The sequence below is a fragment of the Nonomuraea sp. NPDC049269 genome (assembly GCF_043197155.1).
GTDB lineage: Bacteria > Actinomycetota > Actinomycetes > Streptosporangiales > Streptosporangiaceae > Nonomuraea.
In genome coordinates, this window is the sequence record NZ_JBICSO010000013.1 from 347,776 (window position 1) to 368,053 (window position 20,278).

The 20,278-nt window shown below is 71.0% G+C and carries 19 protein-coding genes; 8 read left to right on the forward strand and 11 right to left on the reverse strand.

From position 1 onward, the window contains the following. Positions 1-3: 3 nt before the first annotated feature. Both ACGFNP_RS55645 and ACGFNP_RS55650 read right to left on the reverse strand, forming a co-directional pair. Positions 4-129, reverse strand: a complete 126-nt coding sequence (locus tag ACGFNP_RS55645) for a hypothetical protein (protein ID WP_358318174.1) — start codon at positions 127-129, stop codon at positions 4-6. Positions 130-230: 101 nt separating this feature from the next. Beyond that, positions 231-4,436, reverse strand: coding sequence for an HAD-IC family P-type ATPase (locus tag ACGFNP_RS55650; RefSeq protein WP_393332488.1), 4,206 nt, complete (start codon positions 4,434-4,436; stop codon positions 231-233). Positions 4,437-4,659: 223 nt separating this feature from the next. Here ACGFNP_RS55650 and ACGFNP_RS55655 point away from each other — a divergent pair, with 223 nt between their 5' ends. Further along, a complete protein-coding gene (locus ACGFNP_RS55655; protein ID WP_393332490.1) occupies positions 4,660-5,457 on the forward strand; it encodes a hypothetical protein in 798 nt (265 codons plus the stop codon). Between the two features lie 1,062 nt (positions 5,458-6,519). Then, positions 6,520-7,431 carry a TIGR03621 family F420-dependent LLM class oxidoreductase gene (locus ACGFNP_RS55660; RefSeq protein ID WP_393332492.1) on the forward strand — a complete coding sequence of 304 codons (912 nt, stop codon included), beginning with the start codon at positions 6,520-6,522 and terminating at the stop codon, positions 7,429-7,431. On the opposite strand, the gene ACGFNP_RS55665 is transcribed toward ACGFNP_RS55660, so the two are convergent. After that, positions 7,421-8,389 (reverse strand): zinc-binding dehydrogenase, encoded by a 969-nt coding sequence (locus ACGFNP_RS55665; protein WP_393332495.1) that lies wholly within the window; start codon positions 8,387-8,389, stop codon positions 7,421-7,423. The two genes, ACGFNP_RS55660 and ACGFNP_RS55665, sit on opposite strands and share 11 nt — an antisense overlap. Positions 8,390-8,448: 59 nt before the next feature. On the opposite strand from ACGFNP_RS55665, the gene ACGFNP_RS55670 reads away from it, so the two are divergent. Next, positions 8,449-9,033 (forward strand): histidine phosphatase family protein, encoded by a 585-nt coding sequence (locus tag ACGFNP_RS55670; RefSeq protein WP_393332497.1) that lies wholly within the window; start codon positions 8,449-8,451, stop codon positions 9,031-9,033. A 55-nt stretch (positions 9,034-9,088) separates the two neighbouring features. Here ACGFNP_RS55670 and ACGFNP_RS55675 read toward each other — a convergent pair whose 3' ends face one another. From ACGFNP_RS55675 to ACGFNP_RS55700, 6 genes are all read right to left on the reverse strand, one after another. Next, complete coding sequence (locus ACGFNP_RS55675) at positions 9,089-9,355, reverse strand: sigma factor (RefSeq protein WP_358318168.1); 267 nt, start codon at positions 9,353-9,355, stop codon at positions 9,089-9,091. Next, positions 9,355-10,242, reverse strand: coding sequence for a hypothetical protein (locus tag ACGFNP_RS55680; protein WP_393332500.1), 888 nt, complete (start codon positions 10,240-10,242; stop codon positions 9,355-9,357). Before ACGFNP_RS55680 ends, ACGFNP_RS55675 begins: the two co-directional genes overlap by 1 nt. A gap of 21 nt (positions 10,243-10,263) precedes the next feature. Beyond that, positions 10,264-11,022 (reverse strand): hypothetical protein, encoded by a 759-nt coding sequence (locus ACGFNP_RS55685; RefSeq protein ID WP_393332503.1) that lies wholly within the window; start codon positions 11,020-11,022, stop codon positions 10,264-10,266. A gap of 47 nt (positions 11,023-11,069) precedes the next feature. Further along, positions 11,070-11,327, reverse strand: a complete 258-nt coding sequence (locus ACGFNP_RS55690; RefSeq protein WP_219533256.1) for a hypothetical protein — start codon at positions 11,325-11,327, stop codon at positions 11,070-11,072. Between the two features lie 87 nt (positions 11,328-11,414). Continuing rightward, positions 11,415-11,651 (reverse strand): DUF397 domain-containing protein, encoded by a 237-nt coding sequence (locus ACGFNP_RS55695; protein ID WP_214643800.1) that lies wholly within the window; start codon positions 11,649-11,651, stop codon positions 11,415-11,417. Then, positions 11,652-12,473 (reverse strand): helix-turn-helix transcriptional regulator, encoded by an 822-nt coding sequence (locus ACGFNP_RS55700; protein ID WP_214643811.1) that lies wholly within the window; start codon positions 12,471-12,473, stop codon positions 11,652-11,654. 221 nt (positions 12,474-12,694) lie between these two features. On the opposite strand from ACGFNP_RS55700, the gene ACGFNP_RS55705 reads away from it, so the two are divergent. Continuing rightward, positions 12,695-13,201, forward strand: a complete 507-nt coding sequence (locus tag ACGFNP_RS55705; RefSeq protein WP_393332507.1) for an ATP-binding protein — start codon at positions 12,695-12,697, stop codon at positions 13,199-13,201. A gap of 79 nt (positions 13,202-13,280) precedes the next feature. After that, positions 13,281-15,704 (forward strand): helicase-associated domain-containing protein, encoded by a 2,424-nt coding sequence (locus ACGFNP_RS55710; RefSeq protein ID WP_393332510.1) that lies wholly within the window; start codon positions 13,281-13,283, stop codon positions 15,702-15,704. Here the strand turns inward: ACGFNP_RS55710 and ACGFNP_RS55715 are convergent. Then, positions 15,688-16,686, reverse strand: coding sequence for an ABC transporter substrate-binding protein (locus tag ACGFNP_RS55715; RefSeq protein ID WP_393332513.1), 999 nt, complete (start codon positions 16,684-16,686; stop codon positions 15,688-15,690). The two genes, ACGFNP_RS55710 and ACGFNP_RS55715, sit on opposite strands and share 17 nt — an antisense overlap. 134 nt (positions 16,687-16,820) lie before the next feature. Between ACGFNP_RS55715 and ACGFNP_RS55720 the strand changes: the two genes are divergently transcribed. Genes ACGFNP_RS55720 through ACGFNP_RS55730 form a run of 3 tightly spaced genes read left to right on the forward strand, consistent with a single transcriptional unit; the run spans position 16,821 to position 19,644 of the window. Beyond that, the gene (locus tag ACGFNP_RS55720) at positions 16,821-17,828 is read left to right on the forward strand and encodes a FecCD family ABC transporter permease (RefSeq protein WP_393332516.1); all 1,008 of its coding nucleotides are present in this window, start codon (positions 16,821-16,823) and stop codon (positions 17,826-17,828) included. Then, positions 17,825-18,832, forward strand: a complete 1,008-nt coding sequence (locus ACGFNP_RS55725; RefSeq protein ID WP_358318161.1) for an iron chelate uptake ABC transporter family permease subunit — start codon at positions 17,825-17,827, stop codon at positions 18,830-18,832. Before ACGFNP_RS55720 ends, ACGFNP_RS55725 begins: the two co-directional genes overlap by 4 nt. After that, the gene (locus tag ACGFNP_RS55730; protein WP_393332521.1) at positions 18,832-19,644 is read left to right on the forward strand and encodes an ABC transporter ATP-binding protein; all 813 of its coding nucleotides are present in this window, start codon (positions 18,832-18,834) and stop codon (positions 19,642-19,644) included. The genes ACGFNP_RS55725 and ACGFNP_RS55730 overlap by 1 nt, the downstream gene beginning before the upstream one ends. A 27-nt stretch (positions 19,645-19,671) precedes the next feature. Here the strand turns inward: ACGFNP_RS55730 and ACGFNP_RS55735 are convergent, their stop codons facing one another. Beyond that, the gene (locus ACGFNP_RS55735) at positions 19,672-20,193 is read right to left on the reverse strand and encodes an RICIN domain-containing protein (protein WP_358318159.1); all 522 of its coding nucleotides are present in this window, start codon (positions 20,191-20,193) and stop codon (positions 19,672-19,674) included. Positions 20,194-20,278: the final 85 nt, after the last annotated feature.

A 20,278-nucleotide genomic window follows, 5' to 3' on the forward strand; every position in this document is an offset into this window, starting at 1 on the left:
GGCTCAGGCCGGGGAGAAGGCGGCGCGGCCGATGAGGGACGTGACGAGGGCCTGGACGATACGAGTGATCAACGCTTGCAGGAGCATCATGGCCGCCTTCGCGAGCACAGAGGCCAGAAATTCGGACACCGAATACCTCACATCACTAAATCTACCGTTAGCGAGATAATTCGCCACAAATGTTACATTTCGACGGTCGGCATGGTGTCCGTTTGGTGAACCGTTGGTGACTACCCCGCGCTCGCCCGTTCCATCAGCGTCGCGACCCACGCCGCCACGACGGCGCAGCCCAGGCCGATGACCCAGCCGAACGGGCCGACCGGACGGCAGCCGAAGACCTGGCTGAGGCCGGGGACAGAGACGATCACCATGAGGGCGGCCAGCGACGACACCGACGCGAGGAACACCGTCCGGTCCCGGCCCCCCACCGTCAGCGTCTGCAGCAGTTGCGCTCCCACCAGGCCGATGAGCCCGACGGTGGAGGCGCGACCCTGTGTGCCGGTCATCCGGCCGAGCAGCCACGCCGCGGTCGCCGCCGCGGCGGTGGTGACGGCGCGTACGTAGATGTCGCGGGTCAGGGCGGTGCCGAGCGAGACCTCCGGCCCCTCGGCGAGCAGCCGCTCCGGGCTCTCGGTGTCCGGTGGGCGCACGGCCACGGCCATGGCGGGCAGCATGTCGGTGAGCAGGTTGACCAGGAGCAGTTGGCGGGCGTTCAGCGCGCCGCGCCTGGACAGCAGGCTGGAGCCGACCGTGAAGGCGATCTCTCCGACGTTCCCGCCCAGCAGGATGCCGAGCGAGTCGCGGACGGAGCCCCACATCGCCCGGCCCTCGGAGATCGCGTCGATGATCGTCTCGATGCGATCGTCGATCACGACGATGTCGGCGGCGGCCCGGGCGGCGGGGGTGGCCAGGGGTCCGAGGGCGATGCCGACGTCGGCGAGCCGGATCGCGGGGACGTCGTTGGCCCCGTCACCGGTGACGGCCACCACCTTGCCCGCGCGCCGCAGGCACGAGACGAGGCGGGCCTTGTGCTCGGGCGTGGTGCGCGCGAACACCGCCACCTCGGGCAGCACCGCGATCAAGGCGTCGTCGTCCAGCCGCTCCAGCTCGGGTCCCGTCATCACCCGCTGGCCGTTCAGAACGTGGATCTCGGCGGCGATGGCCTCGGCCGTGCTCGGATGGTCGCCAGTGATCATGACGACCCGTACGCCGGCTCGCATCAGTCCCTCGACGCTCCGCTTCGCCGTCGGCCGGACGGGGTCGGCCAGGCAGAGGAACCCCAGGAAACACAGGCGCTCGATGCGGGACTCGTCCAGATCGGCGCGGCTGGACGCCTGGCGCTCGGCGACGGCGAGCACCCGGAATCCCTGCAACGCGAGCCTGTCAACCTCCTTCTCCAGCTCGCGCCTGCTCTTCGCGCCCATGAGGACCGGCCGGCCGCCGCGGATCAGTTCGGTGCAGCGGTCGAGCACCACCTCGGGCGCTCCCTTGACGCTCAGCAGATGGCCCGACTCCGACAAGCCGAGCACCGCGTGGTAGCCACGCGCGGGTTCGAAGGGCAGCTCGTCGACCCGGTGCCACTCCCGCAGGCCGTCCTTGGGCGCGATGTGCAACCGGGCGGCGCCCTCCACGACGGCGCGGTCCGTGGGATGGGGGATGGCCCGCCCGCCCTCGAAGCGGGGCCCCGCCCGGAGCGCCGCGCCGACGATCTCCCTCAGCTCCGGCGTCAGTGTCTCGACCGGCCGGGCGTGGTTTCCGTCGGACACCTGGCACAGGCTGATGCGGCCTTCGGTCAGGGTCCCCGTCTTGTCGAAGCAGAGCACGTCGACCCGGCCCAGGGCCTCGATCGTCGACGGGTTGCGGACCAGCGTGTTGCGCTTGGACAGCCGTCTGCTCGAAGCGAGCTCGGCCACGGTGGCGATGAACGGCAGCCCTTCGGGCACCGCGGCGACGGCCAGGCTCACCGCGGGGGCGACAGCCGCGGACAGGGGTGAGCCGCGCAGCAGGTTCAGCACCATCAGGAAGGCGCCCGACCCGATCGCGGCGGGCAGGATCCTGCGGCTCAGTCTGCGGAGCCTCAGCTCCACGCCGCTCACCAGCGGCCCGTCGGGGGCCAGTCTGGCGGTCCTGCCCGCCTGGGTCTCCTCCCCTGTCGCCACCACCACTGCCAGACCGTGACCGGCCGCGACGGTGGTGCCCTCGAACACCATCGATCGGCGGTCCGCGATGGCGGCAGCGGCGGTGGGCGTCTCTGTCTTGGCCACGAGCTGCGACTCGCCGGTCAAGGTGGACTCGTCGATCTCCAGGCCGACCGCCTCGATCAGCCTGCCGTCGGCCGGTACGGCGTCGCCGGCACGCAGCTCGATCACGTCCCCCTTCACCAGGTCGTCGGCGACGCCGGAGACGCCGCCGCCGGGCCTGCGCAGCCGTACCCGCACGGCGGTGATCTCGGTGAGGCGGTGCAGTTCCCTGTCGGCGCCGCGCCGTTGCGCCCCGCCGATGACGGCGTCGACCACCATCACGCCGCCGATCAGCACGGCGTCCAGGGCCGAACCGACCGCGGCCGACAGGCCCGCGCCCGCGGCCAGGACCGGCGTCAACGGGTTGGCGAGCTCTTCCACCGACGCCATGACCAAGGAGGTGGGCCCGGTGGAATCCGGCCGCGCCGGCTTCGTCCTGCGGCGCGCGGCCTCCTTCTCGGTCAGCCCGTGCGGCGACGTACGCAGCAGGTCGAGGACGTCAGGCACCGCCATCGCATGCCATGGCGTACGGTCGGCGTCCACCGGCGGCGCCGTCCGCCTGACGTCGCGCCCCGCCCACTCCCCGGTGACCAGGGCGGCCACCGAGGTGCAGTCGCGTATCAGGTGCGCCCGCGCGACCGCTGTCCCGGCCGGCCCGAGAACGGCCAGGCCCGCGCCGACGACCCCCGCCGCCGCGGCCAGCCGTACGCTGCGCCTGCTCGCGCTCTTCGCGTACGGCACGCAGCGCAGCAGCAAGTGGACCCCGTCGAGATCGCTGATCACGTCGGCGTCCCACGGCACGCGCCGCGCTCCCCTGAGCACGCCGATGCCCAGGTCGGCCTGACGCAGGGCACGCCTCGACGTACGGGACACCACGGCCACGACGTGCCCTTCGGACTGCAGCGCCCGCACCGAGGTGGCCAGCCGAGAGCCGCCGTCGACGACCCGGTCGACACCGAGTCGCAAGGCAAGGCCCGTCTCCCCGCCGGCCAGGATCACGGTGCCCGCGCCTTTCGCGGCGGCGGCCACGGCTTCGGCCAGCGGGTGGGGCTCAGGCGCCAGCCCGACCAGCGCGATCGGGACGCCCTGCCGCGAGACGCTGACCGGCCGTACTCCCTGCCGGCGCCACTTCCGTACTTCCGGGGATTCGCGCGGCGCCGAGTACGGTCTGACCGCCCATCCGTCACGCTCGCGCGCAGCCGCGGGATCGGTGAGGTCGACCAGTGTGTAGAGCCGCGCGTGCAACTCGTCCAGGTCCTGGTCCGTGTCCAGCGGGATGACACCATCGATCGTCCACGCGCCTGTGGCCAAGGCGGTGGCGTCGAGGATGACAGTGTCGACGCGATCCATGCGGCGCAGCGCGTGGCGGTCGAGCACCATTCCGCCGCGTTTGGCCAGGGCACGCATGAAGGCGCCGCTGAAAGCGTCCCTGCCGACATGCGCGGCCTTCGGGATCCCTGTGACGAGCGTGGAGAGCCCGCGCTGGTGATCGCGGCTCACCAAGGTGACGACGGCGTCCGTCGCCAGCGTGACCGCGCTCGCGGCGTCGGCGTACCGCTCGATGGGCCCGTGCGGCAGCGGAACGGGACGAGGCCGCCCGGCGACCCGGGTGTGACGGTAGGCCCCGTCGGCGTCGGCGAACTCCTCTTCACGCAGCTCCCAGGCCCGGCGCCCGGCGCACGAGTCGATGTAGCGGCCGGCCGCGGCGACGGAGTCGACGAGCATCGACAAGGGCCGCATGGCCAGCGTCTGGGTGACGACGCGCGACGACGCGACCAGCGCGTCCGCGGCGGGCCTGCCCATGTGCCGCTCCAGCTCCCGGCGGATCCGCGGGGCGTGCTCGGCCAGCGACAGTACGGCGGGCACGGCCGGCGACAGCTTCGGCAGACGGGCGACCTGCCCGGCCAGAGCGAGCCCGGTGCCGACGAGGTGCAGGCTGAGACTCACCGCGGCACGGGCCTGCTGCTCCACGCCGTCGAGCGCCAGTGGGCCACCGGCTTGACCGCCGTCCACATCGAATTCATCGACGATGGCCACCAGCTTGTCCAGATCGGCTGTGGCCGCGTCGCAGCCCACGAACACGCAGCCGAGCGCGCCGTTCACCTCGGCCCGGTCCATGCCGACCGCGCGCATCCGGTCTTCGAGGGCCCGCGCGACCCGGTCCGTGCCGGGGCCGCCGATGTGCCGCAGTTCCACGCGGACTCCGCCCGCGCACTTCTGTATCCGGCGTGGGCGCGGGAGCATGCTCCGGACCGGTTCGGGGAGCATGCTCAGGACGGTGTCAACGGAGAACGGCCACATGCCGCCCCCTCGACGGAACCGTCCAGTCGGGCAGGCTGCTCAGAACGGGGGGCAACCCGGGCCTCACCCGCCCGACCGCGCACGCCCGGCGGTGCTCTTTCGACCACCTCGTGACGTGGTGGATTCGGACGTCCGCCGAGAGGAGGCCCTCGTAGAGCTGCCGGCGCCCGCGGCGGCACGCCTCGACGCGGCGGCCGAGGAGGTGGCACCCTTCGCCGCGGCGGCGCGCTTCGACGAGCTGGCACGCTTCGGCGCGGCGGTGGAGGCGGTGACACCCTTCGACGCAGCCGTGCGCCTCGATGCGGCGGTCGCGGTGGAACTCTTCGACGCGGCAGCGCGCCTCGATGCGGCGGTCGCGGTGGAACTCTTCGACGCGGCAGTGCGGCTCGGCTCGGCGGTCGTCGTGGAACTCTTCGGCGCGGCGGTGGAAGAGGTGACACCCTTCGACGCGGCAGCGCGCCTCGATGCGGCGGTCGTCGTGGAACTCTTCGACGCGGCAGAGCGCCTCGGCGCAGCGGTCGCGGTGGCGCCCTTCGGCGCGGCGGTGGAAGAGGTGACACCCTTCGACGCGGCCGTGCGCCTCGACGCGGCGGTCGTCGTGGAACTCTTCGACGCGGCAGTGCGCCTCGGCGCAGCGGTCGCGGTGGCGCCCTTCGACGCGGCGGTCGCGGTGGCACGCCTCGACGAGGCGGCCGACGCAGCGGCGCGCTTCGGCGCGGCAGTGCGCTTGGGTGCCGTGGTCGCGGTGGTCGCGGTGCTGGGTCGCTCGGCGGTCGGGGATCCCTGCGCCCTGCGGGCGGGTGACCCGCTCTCCCCTTGCCATCCGCGCCGCGCGATCAGCGTCCCGGCGCCGATGGCGGCGGCCACCGGCCACTCGAGCACCCCGAAGGCCGCGAGCACGCCGAGCGCGCCGTAGTAGGCGATGCGCTCAGGCGGAGGAAGGAGCGTCCGGGCCACGTCCACGGCATGGCCAACCTCCTGCCGGGAAATGCGCGGCATTTCCAGATGCGGCATCCCGACATGTGGCATCCCGACATGCGGCATCCGCAGATCCGAAGGACGGACCTTGATGCTCAACAGCGGCATGTCAAGCGAGAGCTCTTTGGACGAGCTCGCTCGAGACTGGGCAACGGCCATGATTCCTCCCCCATTTGAGGACGTCAGACGCCCCTGGCACGCTCCGGCCCCCACCGACGCACCACGAGCACCTAGACAACCTTCATCCTTCGATCCTTCGCGAAGCCGCATCCGACAAACAAGAGCCCCGTGCCTACTTTTATGGTCATATATCCGCTTCGTGGCACTCCATCCGCTTTAGACGGCACGGCTTCACAGAGCACCCTCAACCGGAAGACCGGGGCAACAGCCCTCAACGAGGTAACGCTCGGCACCAAACCCCGGAGACGGTCAACAATGCGCACGTAACGGCGCCCGGCCACGTGCGGGTTCAGCGGCCGTTTTCCTGGAGGCCCCCAGCCGCGAACGGCGGGTGGCGGCCAACCCGGCCGTGCCGTAAAGAAGAGAAAAGAAAAGCCCGCAGGTAGGCACGCGAGCCTGAACAGAGCACGCATGGCGAGCACGAACAACAGGCACGACAGGGCGCGAACGGCGAACAGCCACGGGCGCGGTCGACAGGCACGGACCAACACGATGGCCCCGACACCGGACGCGGACGACAGACGCGGGTCAGACGCGAGTTGCGGGCAAGGGCAGCGCACACGGACAGCAGACGCGGGCAGCGGACACGGATGACTAACGCGGGTCAGACGCGAGTTGCGGGCAAGGGCAGCACATACGGACAGCAGACGCGGACGGCGGGCGGCGGGCGCGGACGGCGAACATGGATGACTAACGCGGACGGATGACGCGGGCTGACGCGGACGGACGTGAAGAGCGGCGGGTGGTGCCATGTGGGGCGATCGCCTTTAAGCTAACGGAGCAGACAAGCGCTTGCTCAAATCAGAAAATGAGGTGGCCCGTGCGGCGGTTCAGGTTTGGGGCGGTGGTGCGGCAGGCGGAGTCGGGCAAGGCGTGGGCGGACAAGGCCAGGCGGCTGGAGAGCGCCGGGTTCGAGGTGCTGCTCGTGCCCGACCACCTGGTCGGGCCGCGATTCGCCCCCGTGGCGGCACTGGCCGCCGCCGCGAGCGCCACGACGCGCCTGCGGATGGGGACCCTCGTGTTCGCGAACGACTTCCGGCATCCGGCGGTGCTGGCCAAGGAGACGGCGACCCTCGACGTGCTGTCCGACGGGCGGCTCGACGTCGGGCTCGGGACCGGCTGGATGGCGGACGACTACCAGCAGGCGGGTCTGCGGTTCGAGTCGCCCGGGGTGCGGGTGGAACGGCTGGGTGAGGCCGTGGCCGTGCTCAAGGGGCTGTGGGGCGACGGGCCGTTCAGCTTCGACGGGAAGCATTACCAGATACGGGCGCTCGACCAGCAGCCCAAGCCCGTGCAGCGGCCCCATCCGCGACTGCTGCTCGGCGGGGGCGGGCCGCGGATGCTGCGACTGGCCGCGCGGGAGGCCGACGTGGTGAACCTGGGGATGCGGGTACGCGCCGACGGCTCCGGCCCCGATGGGAGCGACGGCGGGCGGCAGGCGTTCATGGACAAGCTCCAGACGGTGCGCGCGGCCGCCGGCGACCGCTACGACCGGCTGGAACTGGGCACGAGCGTGGTCCAGGTGGGCGTGCGCAAGCCGGAGGAGACCTGGAGCGCCGCCGACACCTCACAGCTGGACGAGACGCCCCAGGTACTCCTCGGAACCCATCGCGACATAGTCGACAAGCTCCGCTACTGGCGGGATGAGCACGATATTTCGTATTTCGTGGTGCATCATGAGCGCGACCTCGATGCCTTCACCCCGATCGTCGAGGAGCTCGCTACGGGATGAGGATCACCTTGCCCATGGTGTTCCTAGTCTCCAGGGCCGCGTGGGCGGCGGCGGCCTCCGCCAGCGGGAAGGACTGGACGGCGGGCGTGAGTTCGCCGTTCGCCGCCGCCTCCAGGGCCCGGTCCCGCAGGTCGGTGCGGCCGCCCTCGCGGCTGAGCAGGTAGCCGATGCCGTCGTACGAGGTCACGCCGCGGGCCTTCAACTCGGCCTCCTCCGGGTGGAACCACTCCCCCGACGCCTGCCCGAACACGACCTGCCGCCCACCTTCGCTGAGGAGTTCGAACGCGGCCCGGCCGAGCTTGCCGCCCACCCCGTCGAAGACGATCGTGACGTCGCCGATCGACTCCCGCACCACGTCGGCCCAGTCGGGCGCGTCGTAGTCGACCGCCAGCTCGGCACCCAGCGAGCGGACCCGGGCCGCCTTCGCGGGACCGCCCGCGGCTCCGACGACCGTCGCGCCCACCCGGCGGGCGTGCTGGACGAGCAGCGTGCCGATCCCGCCGGCGGCGGCCATGACCAGCACCACGTCCGAGGCGGTCACGGGGGCGAGCTCCAGCACTCCCAGCGTGGTGGCGCCGGTCGTGTGCATGGCGACCGCCGCACCGTACTCCAGCCGGTCGGGCAGCACCACGAGACCGGAAGCGGGCGCGATGGCGAGGGAGGCGTAGCCGCCCGACGTCACCTCGCCGGTCACCACACGGCTGCCCACCAGGCCGGCGTCGACGCCGCCACCTACCGACTCGACCACTCCCGCCACCTCCTGACCGAACGTCGTGGGCAGGTCGGGCGCGGGGTGCGGGCCGACGGGCATGCCCCGTCTGAACAGCGTCTCGATGAAGTGCACCCCGATGGCGTGTACGGCGATGCGGACCTCGCCGACCCCTGGGGAGGGGTCGGGGGCGGACTCATAGCGGAGGTTCTCGGCGGGACCGAAAGAATGGAGCCTTATCGTGTGCATGCCTCCCAGCCTGCTACCTGAACCATGGTTGAGGTCAACCGTGCCGGATGATGGGAGGCATGGATGAGATGGTGTTGCTCAGGCACGGCGCGACAGAGTGGAGCACGGCGGGCAAGCACACGGGCCGCACCGACGTGCCGTTGACGCCCGCCGGCGAGGAGCAGGCTCGGGCGCTGGCGCCGCTGGTCAAGGAGGTGCCGTTCGATCTGGTGCTGGTGTCCCCCGCCCAGCGGGCCCGCCGCACGGCGGAGCTGGCCGGGCTGGAGGCGTACGAGGTGGATGCGGATCTGTGGGAGTGGGACTACGGCGGCTACGAGGGCATCACCACGCCGAAGATCCGGGAGACCCATCCGGGCTGGTACCTATGGCGTGACGGCGTGATCCCCGGCGACGCCGAGCACCCTGGGGAGAGCGCGGCCGACGTCGGAGCGCGGGCCGACCGGGTGATCGCCAGGGCGAAAGCGGCCGAGGGACGGGTGGCGCTGGTGGCGCACGGGCACTTCCTGCGCGTGCTGGCGGCCCGCTGGCTGGGCCTGCCACCCGCCGACGGCCGCCTGCTCAAGCTCGACACCGGCACGTACTCACGGCTCGGCTTCGAACACGCCGAACCCGTGGTGACGACCTGGAACGCCCCGGTCACCTGACCTCAGCGCACCCGCGCCGACACCCAGGTCACCTGACCCAACCCGTACGCGCCGGTCAGCCGACCTCAGCCCGTACGGCCGACGCGTGCAGCGCCTTGCTCACCAGCCAGCCGCGCAGCGAGCCGTACCGGGGCTCGTACGACAGCGGCCGTTCCCACAGCGCGACGAACACGTCCTGGGTGATCTCCTCGGCGAACGCCCGGCTCCCCGTGACCTTGACCGCCACCCCGTACACGAACGGGCTGTGCTCGTCATAGGCGGCGGCGAGCGCGTCGAGGTCGCCCGCGACCAGGCGGGCGTGCAGGTCCAGGTCGCCGGCCATCAGTCACACCCCAGCGTGGCCGCGGCCCGCATCAGCTCGCGGGCGAGCGCGGGATCTCCCTCGGCCGCGTACGGGAAGGAGCCCGGCGGCCACCGGTTGGCCAGCAGCTTGCAGAAGTGGACCGCGTCCGCCGACACCAGCACGGCGACGCGGTCCGGCGTCGGCGAGAGCGGGACCGTCCACGTGCCGCCGCCGGCACCCGTCAGCATGACGGTGGCGGCCACGTCGCGGCGCGGTCCCTTGACGGCCTTGGGCAGCAGGGCCAGCCCGAACTCGGCGATCATGCGCACGTGCTCGTCGGCCGGGGGCGCCGAGGACCTGGCGGTGGCGCTCCTGATGTCGTCGGCGTGCGTCCAGGTCTCGAACGTCCGCTGGATCATCGCGTGCCGCAGCGGCCCGCGCACCGGGCGGGTACCGGTCCCGGCCAGTTCCACCTCGACGCCGAGCAGCACGCCGGAGCTGCCGGAGACGCGTTCGAGCAGGGAACCGGCCTGCGCGCGCCAGCGCCGGTGGACCGGCAGGCCGGCGACGGCCGGTAGGCCCATGAAGGCCGCGACTCTGGCGTCGTTGGCGGCCAGGTGCTCGACCATGCCGCGTACGGTGCCGTGCTTGGCCAGCGGCGCCTCCCACTGCGCCACGCTCAGCTCGCCCAGCAGTTCGTCCATGAGCGCCACCTGCTGGGCGTAGGGAACGGCCACGGCCGCGACCGCGGTCTCGGCGGGGCTGCGCCGCAGCCGCGCCTTGGACAGCATCGCGTCGCGCAGCCTGGGAGGTGGGGCGACCGCCTCACCCGGCGCGTCGAGGAGCGCGATGGCCGCGCTGCAGTCGGGACACGAGGCGACGTGGTCGTCGGAGCTCTGCCCGTTAGAGAGGCACGAGTCCGTCATGGCTACCTCCGCAGCACGACGCTAACTCGATGCGCCTCCGGGCGCCAGACGGCTGCCGGGGAAGGGTGACAGGAGGGTCTCGCGCCACGGCCCGTCGAGGAAGTCGCGGGCCCGCCTGGACCAGTCGAGCAGGCGCTTGTCGGGCGGCACCTCGTCGTCGAGGCCGAGGGCGGCGTCACGGGCCCGCTGCGTCCTCAGGTGGTCGTCGAGCGACACGCCCCAGACCGTGACGGCCTCGGTGTCGCAGAACAGGACCTCGTACAGGCCGACCAGGTGGTGGCCGTGCTCGGCCAGCAGCGGGGCGCGTTCGGTGCGGACCGCCTCCAGGTAGTCGAGGGCGGCGCCGGGTCGTACGCGGGCGCTCTCGAACACGTAGAACTCGGCGGTGTCCACCTCGCTCAGGTCCGGGCAGCCCGGCACGGCGCCGAGCGGACGGGAGAACGCGGAGAAGCGCAGGTCGTCGATGTCGGAGAGGAACAGGCGTTCGTCCACGCCCTGGTAGATCTCCATCATCTGGCGCCAGCCGCCGTCCCAGCCGCCGTGACAGTCCCACAGCGTGACCGCCTTGAACTGCGGGTGGCCGGTGATGCCCACGGCGTAGAAGGCGCCGGCCAGGTCGATCTCGCGGGATCTGATGGACATGCCGGAGGTCAGCGTGGGCGCCTGGCGGGCCTCGTCCTCGCGCTTGTAGCGGGTCAGCCAGGTCAGGTACTCCATCGGCCGGCGCGAGTTCATGGGCCGGAAGTCGACCTCTTCGAGAAGGTAGATCCCACGCCGCATCCAGGGCTCCTTTGACCAAGCGATTGCTCGGCCTTCACCCTAGCCGATCAAGCGACCGCTTGGGTAGGCTGCGGCCCCCTCCCCGTCAGCCACTCCAGCACCCTGCGATGCCCGGAGGCGGCATCCTCGAAGTGTCCCCAGTGCCAGTAACGCGGTTGGTCACGGACGCCCGTGACCCAGGTGCGATAGGAGACGGCACCGCCGGAGGCCGCGGGCGCGACGCCGTAGGTGCGTATCACGACCTTGCCGCCGGGTGCGAAGAGCACGTCGTCGGCGATCGGATAGAGGGTCATTTGGTCGAGCATGTCTCGATCATGGAGGCCGGAGGAGGCAGGGCGGTTACGCCTCCGGCGCGCCTCCGTTAAGGAGCCGCGCCGGAGGTTAACAGCCTGTTACACCAGCAGGCCGTCGAACTCCCCATCCTTCACTCCGAGCACGAGGGCCCGGATCTCGTCGCGGGTGTAGATCAGGGCCGGGCCATCGGGGAAGCGTGAGTTTCGCACCGCCACCCCGCCGTCGGGGAGCTTCGCGAGTTCGACGCAGTTCCCCTGTGAGTTGCTGTAGCGGCTCTTGCGCCAGGCGACCTGCTTGAGGTCGGCCGCGGGCATGCCGTTATAGGTCTGCTTCATCTACATCTTTCTGAGAAGACCGCCGATGAGCTCGACTGTGCCCCCTGGCGTGGTGCTCTCCACGCATAACTGCTCCATAGCCGTGAGATATGGATCGATGTCCTCACGCTTGTCCAGGTACAGGGCACCCCAGAGCTGCTCGACATAGACAACGTCCGACAAGTCGGACTCGGGAAATCGCAAGATGCTGAAAGCGCCACCTTCAGCGGCATGCATGCCGTACCTGAAGGGCATCACCTGAATGGTGATGTTGGGAAGGGCGGCGACTTCCAGCAGATGCTGAAGCTGCTCGGACATGACCTCCCGCCCGCCGATGGTCCTCTTGAGGGTCGCTTCGTCGATGACCGCCCACAGTCGTGGGCCGTCCTTCTGCGTGAAGCGCTCTTGTCGCTGCATGCGCAGATGCACGCGGCGCTCGATCTGCCCAGGGGTCTCATCGGGGTTGCCGAGTCGGTATACCGCGCGTGCGTATGCAGCCGTCTGCAACAGGCCAGGCACGAACTGCACCTCATAGGTACGGATCACGCTGGCTGCTTCCTCCAACCCCACGTACGTGGTGAACCACGCGGGCAGAACGGCTGAATACTTGTGCCACCACCCGGGGGTGTTGGCTTCGCGGACCATCTCCAGCAGAGCACGGCGCTCGGCGTCGTCGACGACGCCGTACAGGGTGAGCAGGTCCTCCACATCGCGTGTCTTGAATCCGACGCGACCGAGTTCCATACGGCTGATCTTGGACTCGGACGCCCGGATGTGGAATCCGGCCTGGTCGCGGGTGAGCTCGCTGGCTTCACGCAGCCGCCGCAAACTGGCGCCAAGCATGATGCGCCGAACGGTCGAACCTGAACCGGGCGGATCGAGGGACACGTGCTGCTCCTTGGTCGTTTCCTTAGCACACAGTCTGTCACTCCACGGCCGAAAGATCATATGCCGCGGACAAGATCCCCTTTCCCACCGATTGACCTTTTGAGGCAAAGGTAGCGGTTGCACGGGGTGTCTGCACGTGCATTCGCTCTTGCACCTGCACGAGAGTTTGCTCCAGAATGATCAATGTGCAAACCACCACGGCGACGCAGGGCCAGTGGACCACGTTCGACTGGTGGCCCCCGGTCGGGTGGTGGCCGGAGGCCGCGCGTGACCTGCTGGTTCCAGGGCCGGCCATGAGCGCCACGTTCGTGCTCCCGCCCACGCCGTCCTCGATCCACGCCGTCCGCAGCTACACCAACGGCACCCTGACGGCGTGGGGGCTCGGCGAGCTGATCGAGAACATGGAGCTGGTGGTCTCCGAGTTGGCGACCAACGCGCTGCGGCACGGGTTACACCTGGCCGAGGGCCGTTGCCGGCGCCCGGTCCACATGTCCCTGGTGCGCCGCGGCCCACTGGTCACCAGCGCCTTCACCGATCCAGGCTCATCGGTGCCCACGCTGAGATACCCTGGCCCTCTCGACACCGGCGGCCTCGGACTCCACATCGTCGAATCGCTCAGCCATCGATGGGGCTGGTCCGCACTCGCGCCCCACGGGAAGATCGTCTGGGCAGTCCTCTCCTGACCGGGGGTGATCTGCATTACCGTGGATGCTCATGGCTCACGGTGAGTCCCTGCGTGCGACCCCATGAGAGTGCTGACAGATGGATGATCACCTGCTCGGCTGGCTACGAACACTTGACGAAGACAGGCTGGGACGCATCCTGGCGACCCGGCCCGACGCCATCGCGGCGCCCTGGCCGCGGCGGCTCGACACCCTGGCCCAACGGCTCGGCAACGGATTCGCCGTGATGGAGGCCCTGCGCGGCCTGCCTCTTCCCTGCCTTGAGCTGGCTCAGGCGTGCCTGGTCGTCCGGCACGCCACTCCCGAGCGGCTGGCGGCCTTCCTCGGCGTGCCGGCCGAGGAGATGACCCCCTGGCTCGACCTCCTCCATGATCACGCACTTGCCTGGCCCGACGGCGAGGGCGTCATCCGCCTGGCCGAGGGCGTGTCCCGGTGGTGGACCGCGCCACTCGGCCTGGGCGAGCCGCTCGACCACTACCTCAACTCCTGGACGATCAGCGCCGACACGCTGCGTTCGCTCGCCCGAAACCTGGGGCTCCCGCCCCACGGCAACAAGCGCCGCACGATCAGCCGGGCGAGCGAGGTGCTCGGCGACCGCGCGCGGCTCGACGCGTTGCTGTGCCACGCCCCCGAGGGCACGGTCAAGCTGCTCGACGGCTTCGCCTGGGACGGCCCCGTACGCGACGTCGACGGCGGCCGGTTCGTCATACCCGGCACGCCGGAGAAGTGGTCCGCCGACCACGGCCTCCTCTACCGGCCGAGCTGGCACGTCGCCGAGATGCCGCGCGAGGTGGCGCTCGGCCTGCGCGGGCCCGGCTACCACCCGCCGTTCACCCCCGAGCCGCCCGAGGTGGTCACGATCCCGATCGACCCGGAAGAGGTCGATCACCTGATGACACTGGCCGCCCCGCACGTGGTCGAACGGTGCGCGGCGCTGCTCGACAACACCTCCAAGGCGCCGCTGCCACTGCTGAAGACCGGCGGCGTGGGCGTGCGCGAGGTACGCAGGGTGGCCAAGGAGACCGGCTGCGACGAGGACGAGACCCGGCTGCTGCTGGAGGTCTGCACCGTGGCCAGGCTGCTGGCCTGGGACGAGGCGTCCGGCGGCATGATCCCCACCGAGCGGTTCGACCGCTGGCGGCTCGACGAGGGCTCGGCCAGGCTGCGGGTGCTGCTGTCGGCCTGGCGGCGCATGGAGCGCTCGTCGCTGCGCAAGATCGACGGCAAGTACGGCACCGTGCTGGGCGACGACCAGTCGGGCGCCGCCGTGGCGCGCGTGCGCCGGGCGGTGCTGTCGGTCCTGTCCCATCTGCCGTCCGGCACGGCCTTCGCCGACCGCGCCGGTCTGGTCCGCAACGTCCACTGGCACTCTCCGCTGCTCGACCAGGCGCTGCTGGCCGAGTGCACGTCCGCGGTGCTCGACGAGGCGCGGCTGCTCGGCCTGCTGGCCAACGACTCGCTCACCGACCTGGGCCGGGCGCTGGCCGGGCTGGCCGCCAAGGCGGGCGACGAGAGCGACGACGCGGTGCCGCTGGTCGAGCACGACCCGATGCTCATGGAGGCGTCGACCAGGGCGCTGGCCAGCGTCCGCAGGAGCGCGCTGTTCGGGCCCGACCTGACCGCGGTGGTGACGGGACCGCCGTCCGCCGAGCTGGCCGCGCTGCTCGACCGGGTGGCCGAGCGGGAGTCGCGGGGCGCGGCCTCGGTGTGGCGGTTCACCACCGAGAGCGTGCGCCGCGCGCTGGACCACGGCTACGAGGCCGACGAACTGCTGACGGAGCTGTCCGGCGTCGGCACCATCCCGCAGCCTCTCGAATACCTCGTACGCGACGTCGCCCGCAGGCACGGCGAGGTGACGGTGACCATGGTGGGCTGCGTGGTGCAGGCCTCCGACCCGGCCCTGCTGGCCGAGATCGCCGGTCACCGGCGGCTGACCCGGCTCGGCCTGCGGCTGCTCGCCCCCACCGTGCTGGTGAGCTCGGCGGGCCCCGAACGGACGCTCGGCGCGCTGCGCGAGGCCGGCTACTCACCCGTCCCGGTCGTCGACGGTGGCGGCGAGATCACGATCCGCCGCACCCGTGTCGAGGAGCCGCCGAACGGCAAGCTCATCCTGCTGCCCGGCGGTCAGGTGGCCGAGCTGTCGGAGTTCGAGGCGATGGCGGAGTTCGAGGCGATGCCGCACAACATCGCCGAACCGATCCCCGACCCGCACGAGCACGCCGCCCGCCTGATCGCCGCCGACCGCGCGGCTAGCGAGCGCAGCGGGCGCACCTGGGCCGTCATCGGCCGGATGGCGACCAGGCTGCCGACGGCGCAGCAGTCACTGCTCGGCTTCGTCGTCGACCGGGGCGTACGCGCGGGCATCACGCTGACCGACGGCCTGACCGCGACGATCAGCCACGGCGAGCTCAAGGGCGGCGCCCTCGACGCCTGGTGCGAAGAGGCCGGCGATTACCTGGAGTTCCCGCTGGCCGAGATCGTCGAGGTCACGGGAGCTTATTAGCCTTCTTCAGGTTGGCGACCAGGCCCTCCACGAAGTCGGCGTAGCCCTGATAGCTGTAGGGGGCCTCGGCGCTCCACGGGAAGAGCTGCCCGGCCTTGACCGCGGGCAGCTTGGCGAAGGTGGGCTTCTTCATCATCTCCGCGGGTTTGAGCGACTGGGTGCGGGTGTCGTACAGGATGACGTCGGCGTCGTAGGTGTCGGCGTTCTCCCAGCTCAGTGTCTGGAAGAAGCCGCCCTCGTCGACCTTGGCGGGCGTGACCACGTTCAGGCCGTTCTGGGTGAGGTGCACGATGTCCGGGTACTCGGGCGGGTTCACCACCCACATGGAGTCGGGGCCCGCCGACATCATGAGGATCTTGAGGTCCTTGAACGCCGCCAGCTCCTTGCTGGCCGCCTCCAGCCGGGCCTTGGCCTCCGGCACCCCCTGCAGGTCCGCGCCCAGCGACTTGGCCAGCTCCTCGTACTTGCCGATCACCTGCATGGCGCTGCGCCCGGTGAGCATGATGCCGGCCGTCGGGGCGACCTGCTCGATCGTGGCCTTCGACTTCTCCGGCACGTACCAGAGCGTGCCCTTGATGTACATGCTGCTGACCAGCAGGTCGGGTTGGAGCGCGATGTACTGCTCGACGTTGAACTCGTCCCAGACGTTGCCCAGTCCCTGGACCTTGGTGATGTCGACGTTGCCCACCTGGGGGTCTCTGGTGCCGTCCTTGAGCTTGTGCGGGCCGAAGACGCCGACCGGGCGCACGCCGAAGTCCCACAACGCCGCCGCGGAGCCGACCTGGGCGACCACCCGGGCAGGGCGCTTGGGCAGGCTCAGCTTCTTGTCGCGGTCGTCGGTGAACGTCCACCCGCCCGCCGCTCCCGTCGGGGCCGCCTGGGTGGGGGTGCCCTCGTCACCGCAGGCCGCCAGCGTCAGGGCCGCCGCGAAACCTGCCGTGGCCGCGAGGAACCCCCTGCGTGGCAGTATCGGTCCCGACATGTCAATCTCCTAAGGTTAGGCTTGCCTTGCTACCGAGGCTTTACATTAGCCTCGCGTAAATTCGGCTGGGACGAAAGGGGGTGGGGTTGCCTGTGGGTGAGCAGGTCACAACGTTGGTCGCGGACGAGCCTGTGGTGTCCCGGGGACGTCCGGCCGCGCTGGCCGGTGGGCTGGTGGTCGCGTTCGGCGTGCTGGTGCTGGTGGCGATGGCGAGCGTGGCGCTGGGGGCGCGGTCGGTGCCGCTGTCCACGGTGCTGGACGCGCTGACCGCCCCCAACGGGTCGAGTGACCACACGGTCATCCGCGAGCTGCGCGTCCCGCGGACCCTGCTGGGCATCGGCGTGGGTGCCGCGCTCGGGCTGGCGGGGGCGCTGATGCAGAGCCTGACCCGCAACCCCCTGGCCGACCCCGGCCTGCTCGGCATCAACGAGGGCGCCGCGCTGGGCGTCACCCTCGCGTTGGGGCTGTTCGGGCTCTCGGACCCGGCCGTCTACGTGTGGTTCGCGTTCGGCGGCGCCGCCCTGGCCTCCGTCGTCGTCTACGCGCTGGGCTCGTCCGGCCGCTCCGGCGCCGGTCCGGTACGGCTGGCGCTGGCCGGCATCGCCGTCGGCATGGTCTTCACGGCGGTGGCCTCGGCCATCCTGCGCATGGACTCCCAGACGTTCGACCGGATGCGGTTCTGGCTGACCGGTTCCCTGGCCGGGCAGACCTCCGACGTGCTGCTGCGGCTCGCGCCCTTCATGGTCATCGGCCTGGTGGTGGGGCTGCTGCTGGCCAGGCCGCTGAACATGCTCGCGCTGGGCGACGACGCCGGCAAAGCGCTGGGCGTGGCCGTCACCCGCACGCGGGTCCTCACGGCCGTTTCGGTCACGCTGCTCTGCGGCTCGGCCACGGCCGCGGCCGGGCCGCTGTGGTTCGTCGGGCTGGCCGTGCCGCACGCCGTACGCGCCGTGGTGGGTCAGGATCAGCGGTGGGTGCTGCCGTACACGATGCTGGCCGCGCCCGTGCTGCTGCTGGCGGCGGACGTGGCGGGGCGGCTCATCGCCCGGCCCGGCGAGGTGCAGGTGGGCATCATGTGCGCCGTGGTCGGCGCGCCGATCTTCATCCTGATGGCCAGGCGCAGGAGGCTGGCCGCGCTATGAGTCTGCGTTTCGGCCCCTGGTCCGTACGGCTGGCGCCGCGGGCCCTCGTCGTCGGCCTGGTCCTCGTTCTGGTCGCGTTCGCCGTGGCCGTGGCGGCGATCTCGACCGGCGAGTTCACCGTGCCCGTACCCGATGTGCTGACCGCGCTGTTCGGCCACGGCACGCCCGTCGCCGAGCTGATCGTGGGCAAGCTGCGCGCGCCCAGGGTGGTCACCGGGCTGCTGGTGGGCGCGGCGTTCGGGGTGAGCGGGGCGATCTTCCAGAGCCTGACCAGGAACCCGCTCGGCAGCCCCGACTTCATCGGCTTCACCGCCGGCGCCTCGACCGGCGGCATCCTCGGCGTGATCGCGGGCGGCACGGCGCTGCAGATCGCGGGCGGCGCGCTGGCGGGCTGCGTCGGCACCGCCGTGCTGGTCTACGCGCTGGCTCATCGTGGGGGCGTGCAGGGGTACCGGCTGGTGCTCGTCGGGATCGGCGCGAACGCGCTGCTCCTGTCCGCCAACTCCTACCTCCTGACCAGGGCCAACATCAACGACGCCGCGACCGCGGGCGCGTGGCTCACGGGCAGCCTCAGCGGGCGCGGCTGGGACCACGCGATCCCGGTGGCGGTGGCGCTCGCGGTGCTGCTGCCGGTCTGCGCGTTCGTGTCGCGGCCTATGCGGATGATCGAGATGGGCGACGACGCGGCGAAGGCCATGGGCATCCGGGTCGAGGCCGTGCGGGCCACGGCCATCGCCGTGGGCGTGCTGCTGTGCGCGGTCGCCACGGCCGCCGCCGGGCCGGTCATCTTCGTCGCCCTGTCGGCGCCGCAACTGGCCAGGCGGCTCACCCGCTCGCCCGGGGTGACGATGGTCGCGTCCGCGCTCATGGGCGCCGTGCTGCTGACGGGCGCCGATCTGGCCGCCCAGCGCGTGCTCGCCCCCACCCAGCTGCCCGTCGGCGTGCTCACCGCCGCGATCGGCGGCGCGTACCTCGCCCTGCTCCTGCGGAAGGACCGTTACTGATGGCACTCCCCCGGTCCGCCCGGCTGTCGGGCAGCGACCTCACCCTCGCCTACGACCAGCGCGTCGTGGCGGCCGAGCTGGACGTGACGATCCCCGACGAGTCGTTCACCGTGATCATCGGGCCGAACGCCTGCGGCAAGTCCACCCTCCTGCGCGCCCTGGCCAGAATGCTCAAGCCCAGGAAGGGCGCGGTCCACCTCGACGGCAGCGTGATCACCTCACTGCCGTCGAAGGAGGTGGCCAGGCGGCTCGGGCTGCTGCCGCAGAGCTCGATCGTGCCCGACGGGATCACCGTGACGGACCTGGTGGCCCGTGGCCGCTACCCGCACCAGAAGCTGATGCGGCAGTGGTCGCGCGCGGACGAGGCCGCGGTGACCGAGGCGATGCGCGCCACCGACGTGGCCGAACTGGCCGACCGGATCGTGGACGAGCTGTCCGGCGGCCAGCGGCAGCGGGTGTGGCTGGCGATGGCGCTGGCGCAGGAGACGCCGATTCTGCTGCTCGACGAGCCGACGACGTTCCTCGACATCTCCCACCAGATCGAGGTGCTGGACCTCTGCGCCGACCTGCACGAGGCCGGACGCACGATGGTGGCGGTCCTGCACGACCTCAACCAGGCGTGCCGTTACGCCACCCACCTCATCGTCATGCGCGACGGCGGCATCGTGGCCGAGGGCGAGCCGGCCGGGATCGTCACGCCCGAGCTGGTGGCCCAGGTGTTCGACCTGCGATGCGAGATCATCGCGGATCCCCAGTCGGGCACCCCGCTCATCATCCCCGAGGCGCGCCGCCGGGTGCGGACGACGGCCTGATCCCGGCACACGCGCGAATATGGCGTTCTAGTCCGCCGAGGTGCCGAGGAAAGCCTGGTTGAGGCCATTGTGGTAATACCAGGTGTCGATGGCCGCGCCCTGGGCGCCGCTCGCGCCGAGGACTTCCATGAACAGGCCGCTGGCCACGTTCTTGATCGGGTAAGCGAACGCGTTGCCCGGGGTGAGGGTGGTGTCCCAGAGCTGGAGGTCAGTGCCCTTGCAGCGCCACTGGTAGAGCTGGTGGGCGACGCCGCCGTCGCTGGTGATGCACTTACCGCTGTGCCGGTTGACGATCTGGAAGTGCGATCCGACCGGCTGGAACTGCCAGATCTGGTTGTCGCCCGATAAGGGCCACTGGATGATTCTGGCGCCGTCTCCCGTGGCGCCCCCTTCGACGTCCACGAACAGGAACGCGTTGGACACCGGAGAGAGACGGACGGTGAAGCCGCTGGCGGCGTTGGCGGTGCCGGTGCCGGCCAGCATTGCCGCTGCGGAAACGGCGCCGATCGCCGCGATGGTCTTCGCTTTCTTGAGCGAGGTCCTGAACATTTTATGCTCCTATCGAATTTCCTCCGGTCGAAATACCGGGTGGCGAAATGAACGTTATTCGCTAAGGAGCCGGCCGCACTTCGGG

Bases quoted from the DNA above. Each gene is read 5' to 3' on its own strand.
- ACGFNP_RS55665 (WP_393332495.1), bottom strand. From the start codon at position 8,389: ATGCACACGATAAGGCTCCATTCTTTCGGTCCCGCCGAGAACCTCCGC.
- ACGFNP_RS55670 (WP_393332497.1), top strand. From the start codon at position 8,449: ATGGATGAGATGGTGTTGCTCAGGCACGGCGCGACAGAGTGGAGCACG.
- ACGFNP_RS55675 (WP_358318168.1), bottom strand. From the start codon at position 9,355: ATGGCCGGCGACCTGGACCTGCACGCCCGCCTGGTCGCGGGCGACCTC.
- ACGFNP_RS55680 (WP_393332500.1), bottom strand. From the start codon at position 10,242: ATGACGGACTCGTGCCTCTCTAACGGGCAGAGCTCCGACGACCACGTC.
- ACGFNP_RS55685 (WP_393332503.1), bottom strand. From the start codon at position 11,022: ATGCGGCGTGGGATCTACCTTCTCGAAGAGGTCGACTTCCGGCCCATG.
- ACGFNP_RS55690 (WP_219533256.1), bottom strand. From the start codon at position 11,327: ATGCTCGACCAAATGACCCTCTATCCGATCGCCGACGACGTGCTCTTC.
- ACGFNP_RS55695 (WP_214643800.1), bottom strand. From the start codon at position 11,651: ATGAAGCAGACCTATAACGGCATGCCCGCGGCCGACCTCAAGCAGGTC.
- ACGFNP_RS55700 (WP_214643811.1), bottom strand. From the start codon at position 12,473: ATGCTTGGCGCCAGTTTGCGGCGGCTGCGTGAAGCCAGCGAGCTCACC.
- ACGFNP_RS55705 (WP_393332507.1), top strand. From the start codon at position 12,695: ATGATCAATGTGCAAACCACCACGGCGACGCAGGGCCAGTGGACCACG.
- ACGFNP_RS55710 (WP_393332510.1), top strand. From the start codon at position 13,281: ATGGATGATCACCTGCTCGGCTGGCTACGAACACTTGACGAAGACAGG.
- ACGFNP_RS55715 (WP_393332513.1), bottom strand. From the start codon at position 16,686: ATGTCGGGACCGATACTGCCACGCAGGGGGTTCCTCGCGGCCACGGCA.
- ACGFNP_RS55725 (WP_358318161.1), top strand. From the start codon at position 17,825: ATGAGTCTGCGTTTCGGCCCCTGGTCCGTACGGCTGGCGCCGCGGGCC.
- ACGFNP_RS55730 (WP_393332521.1), top strand. From the start codon at position 18,832: ATGGCACTCCCCCGGTCCGCCCGGCTGTCGGGCAGCGACCTCACCCTC.
- ACGFNP_RS55735 (WP_358318159.1), bottom strand. From the start codon at position 20,193: ATGTTCAGGACCTCGCTCAAGAAAGCGAAGACCATCGCGGCGATCGGC.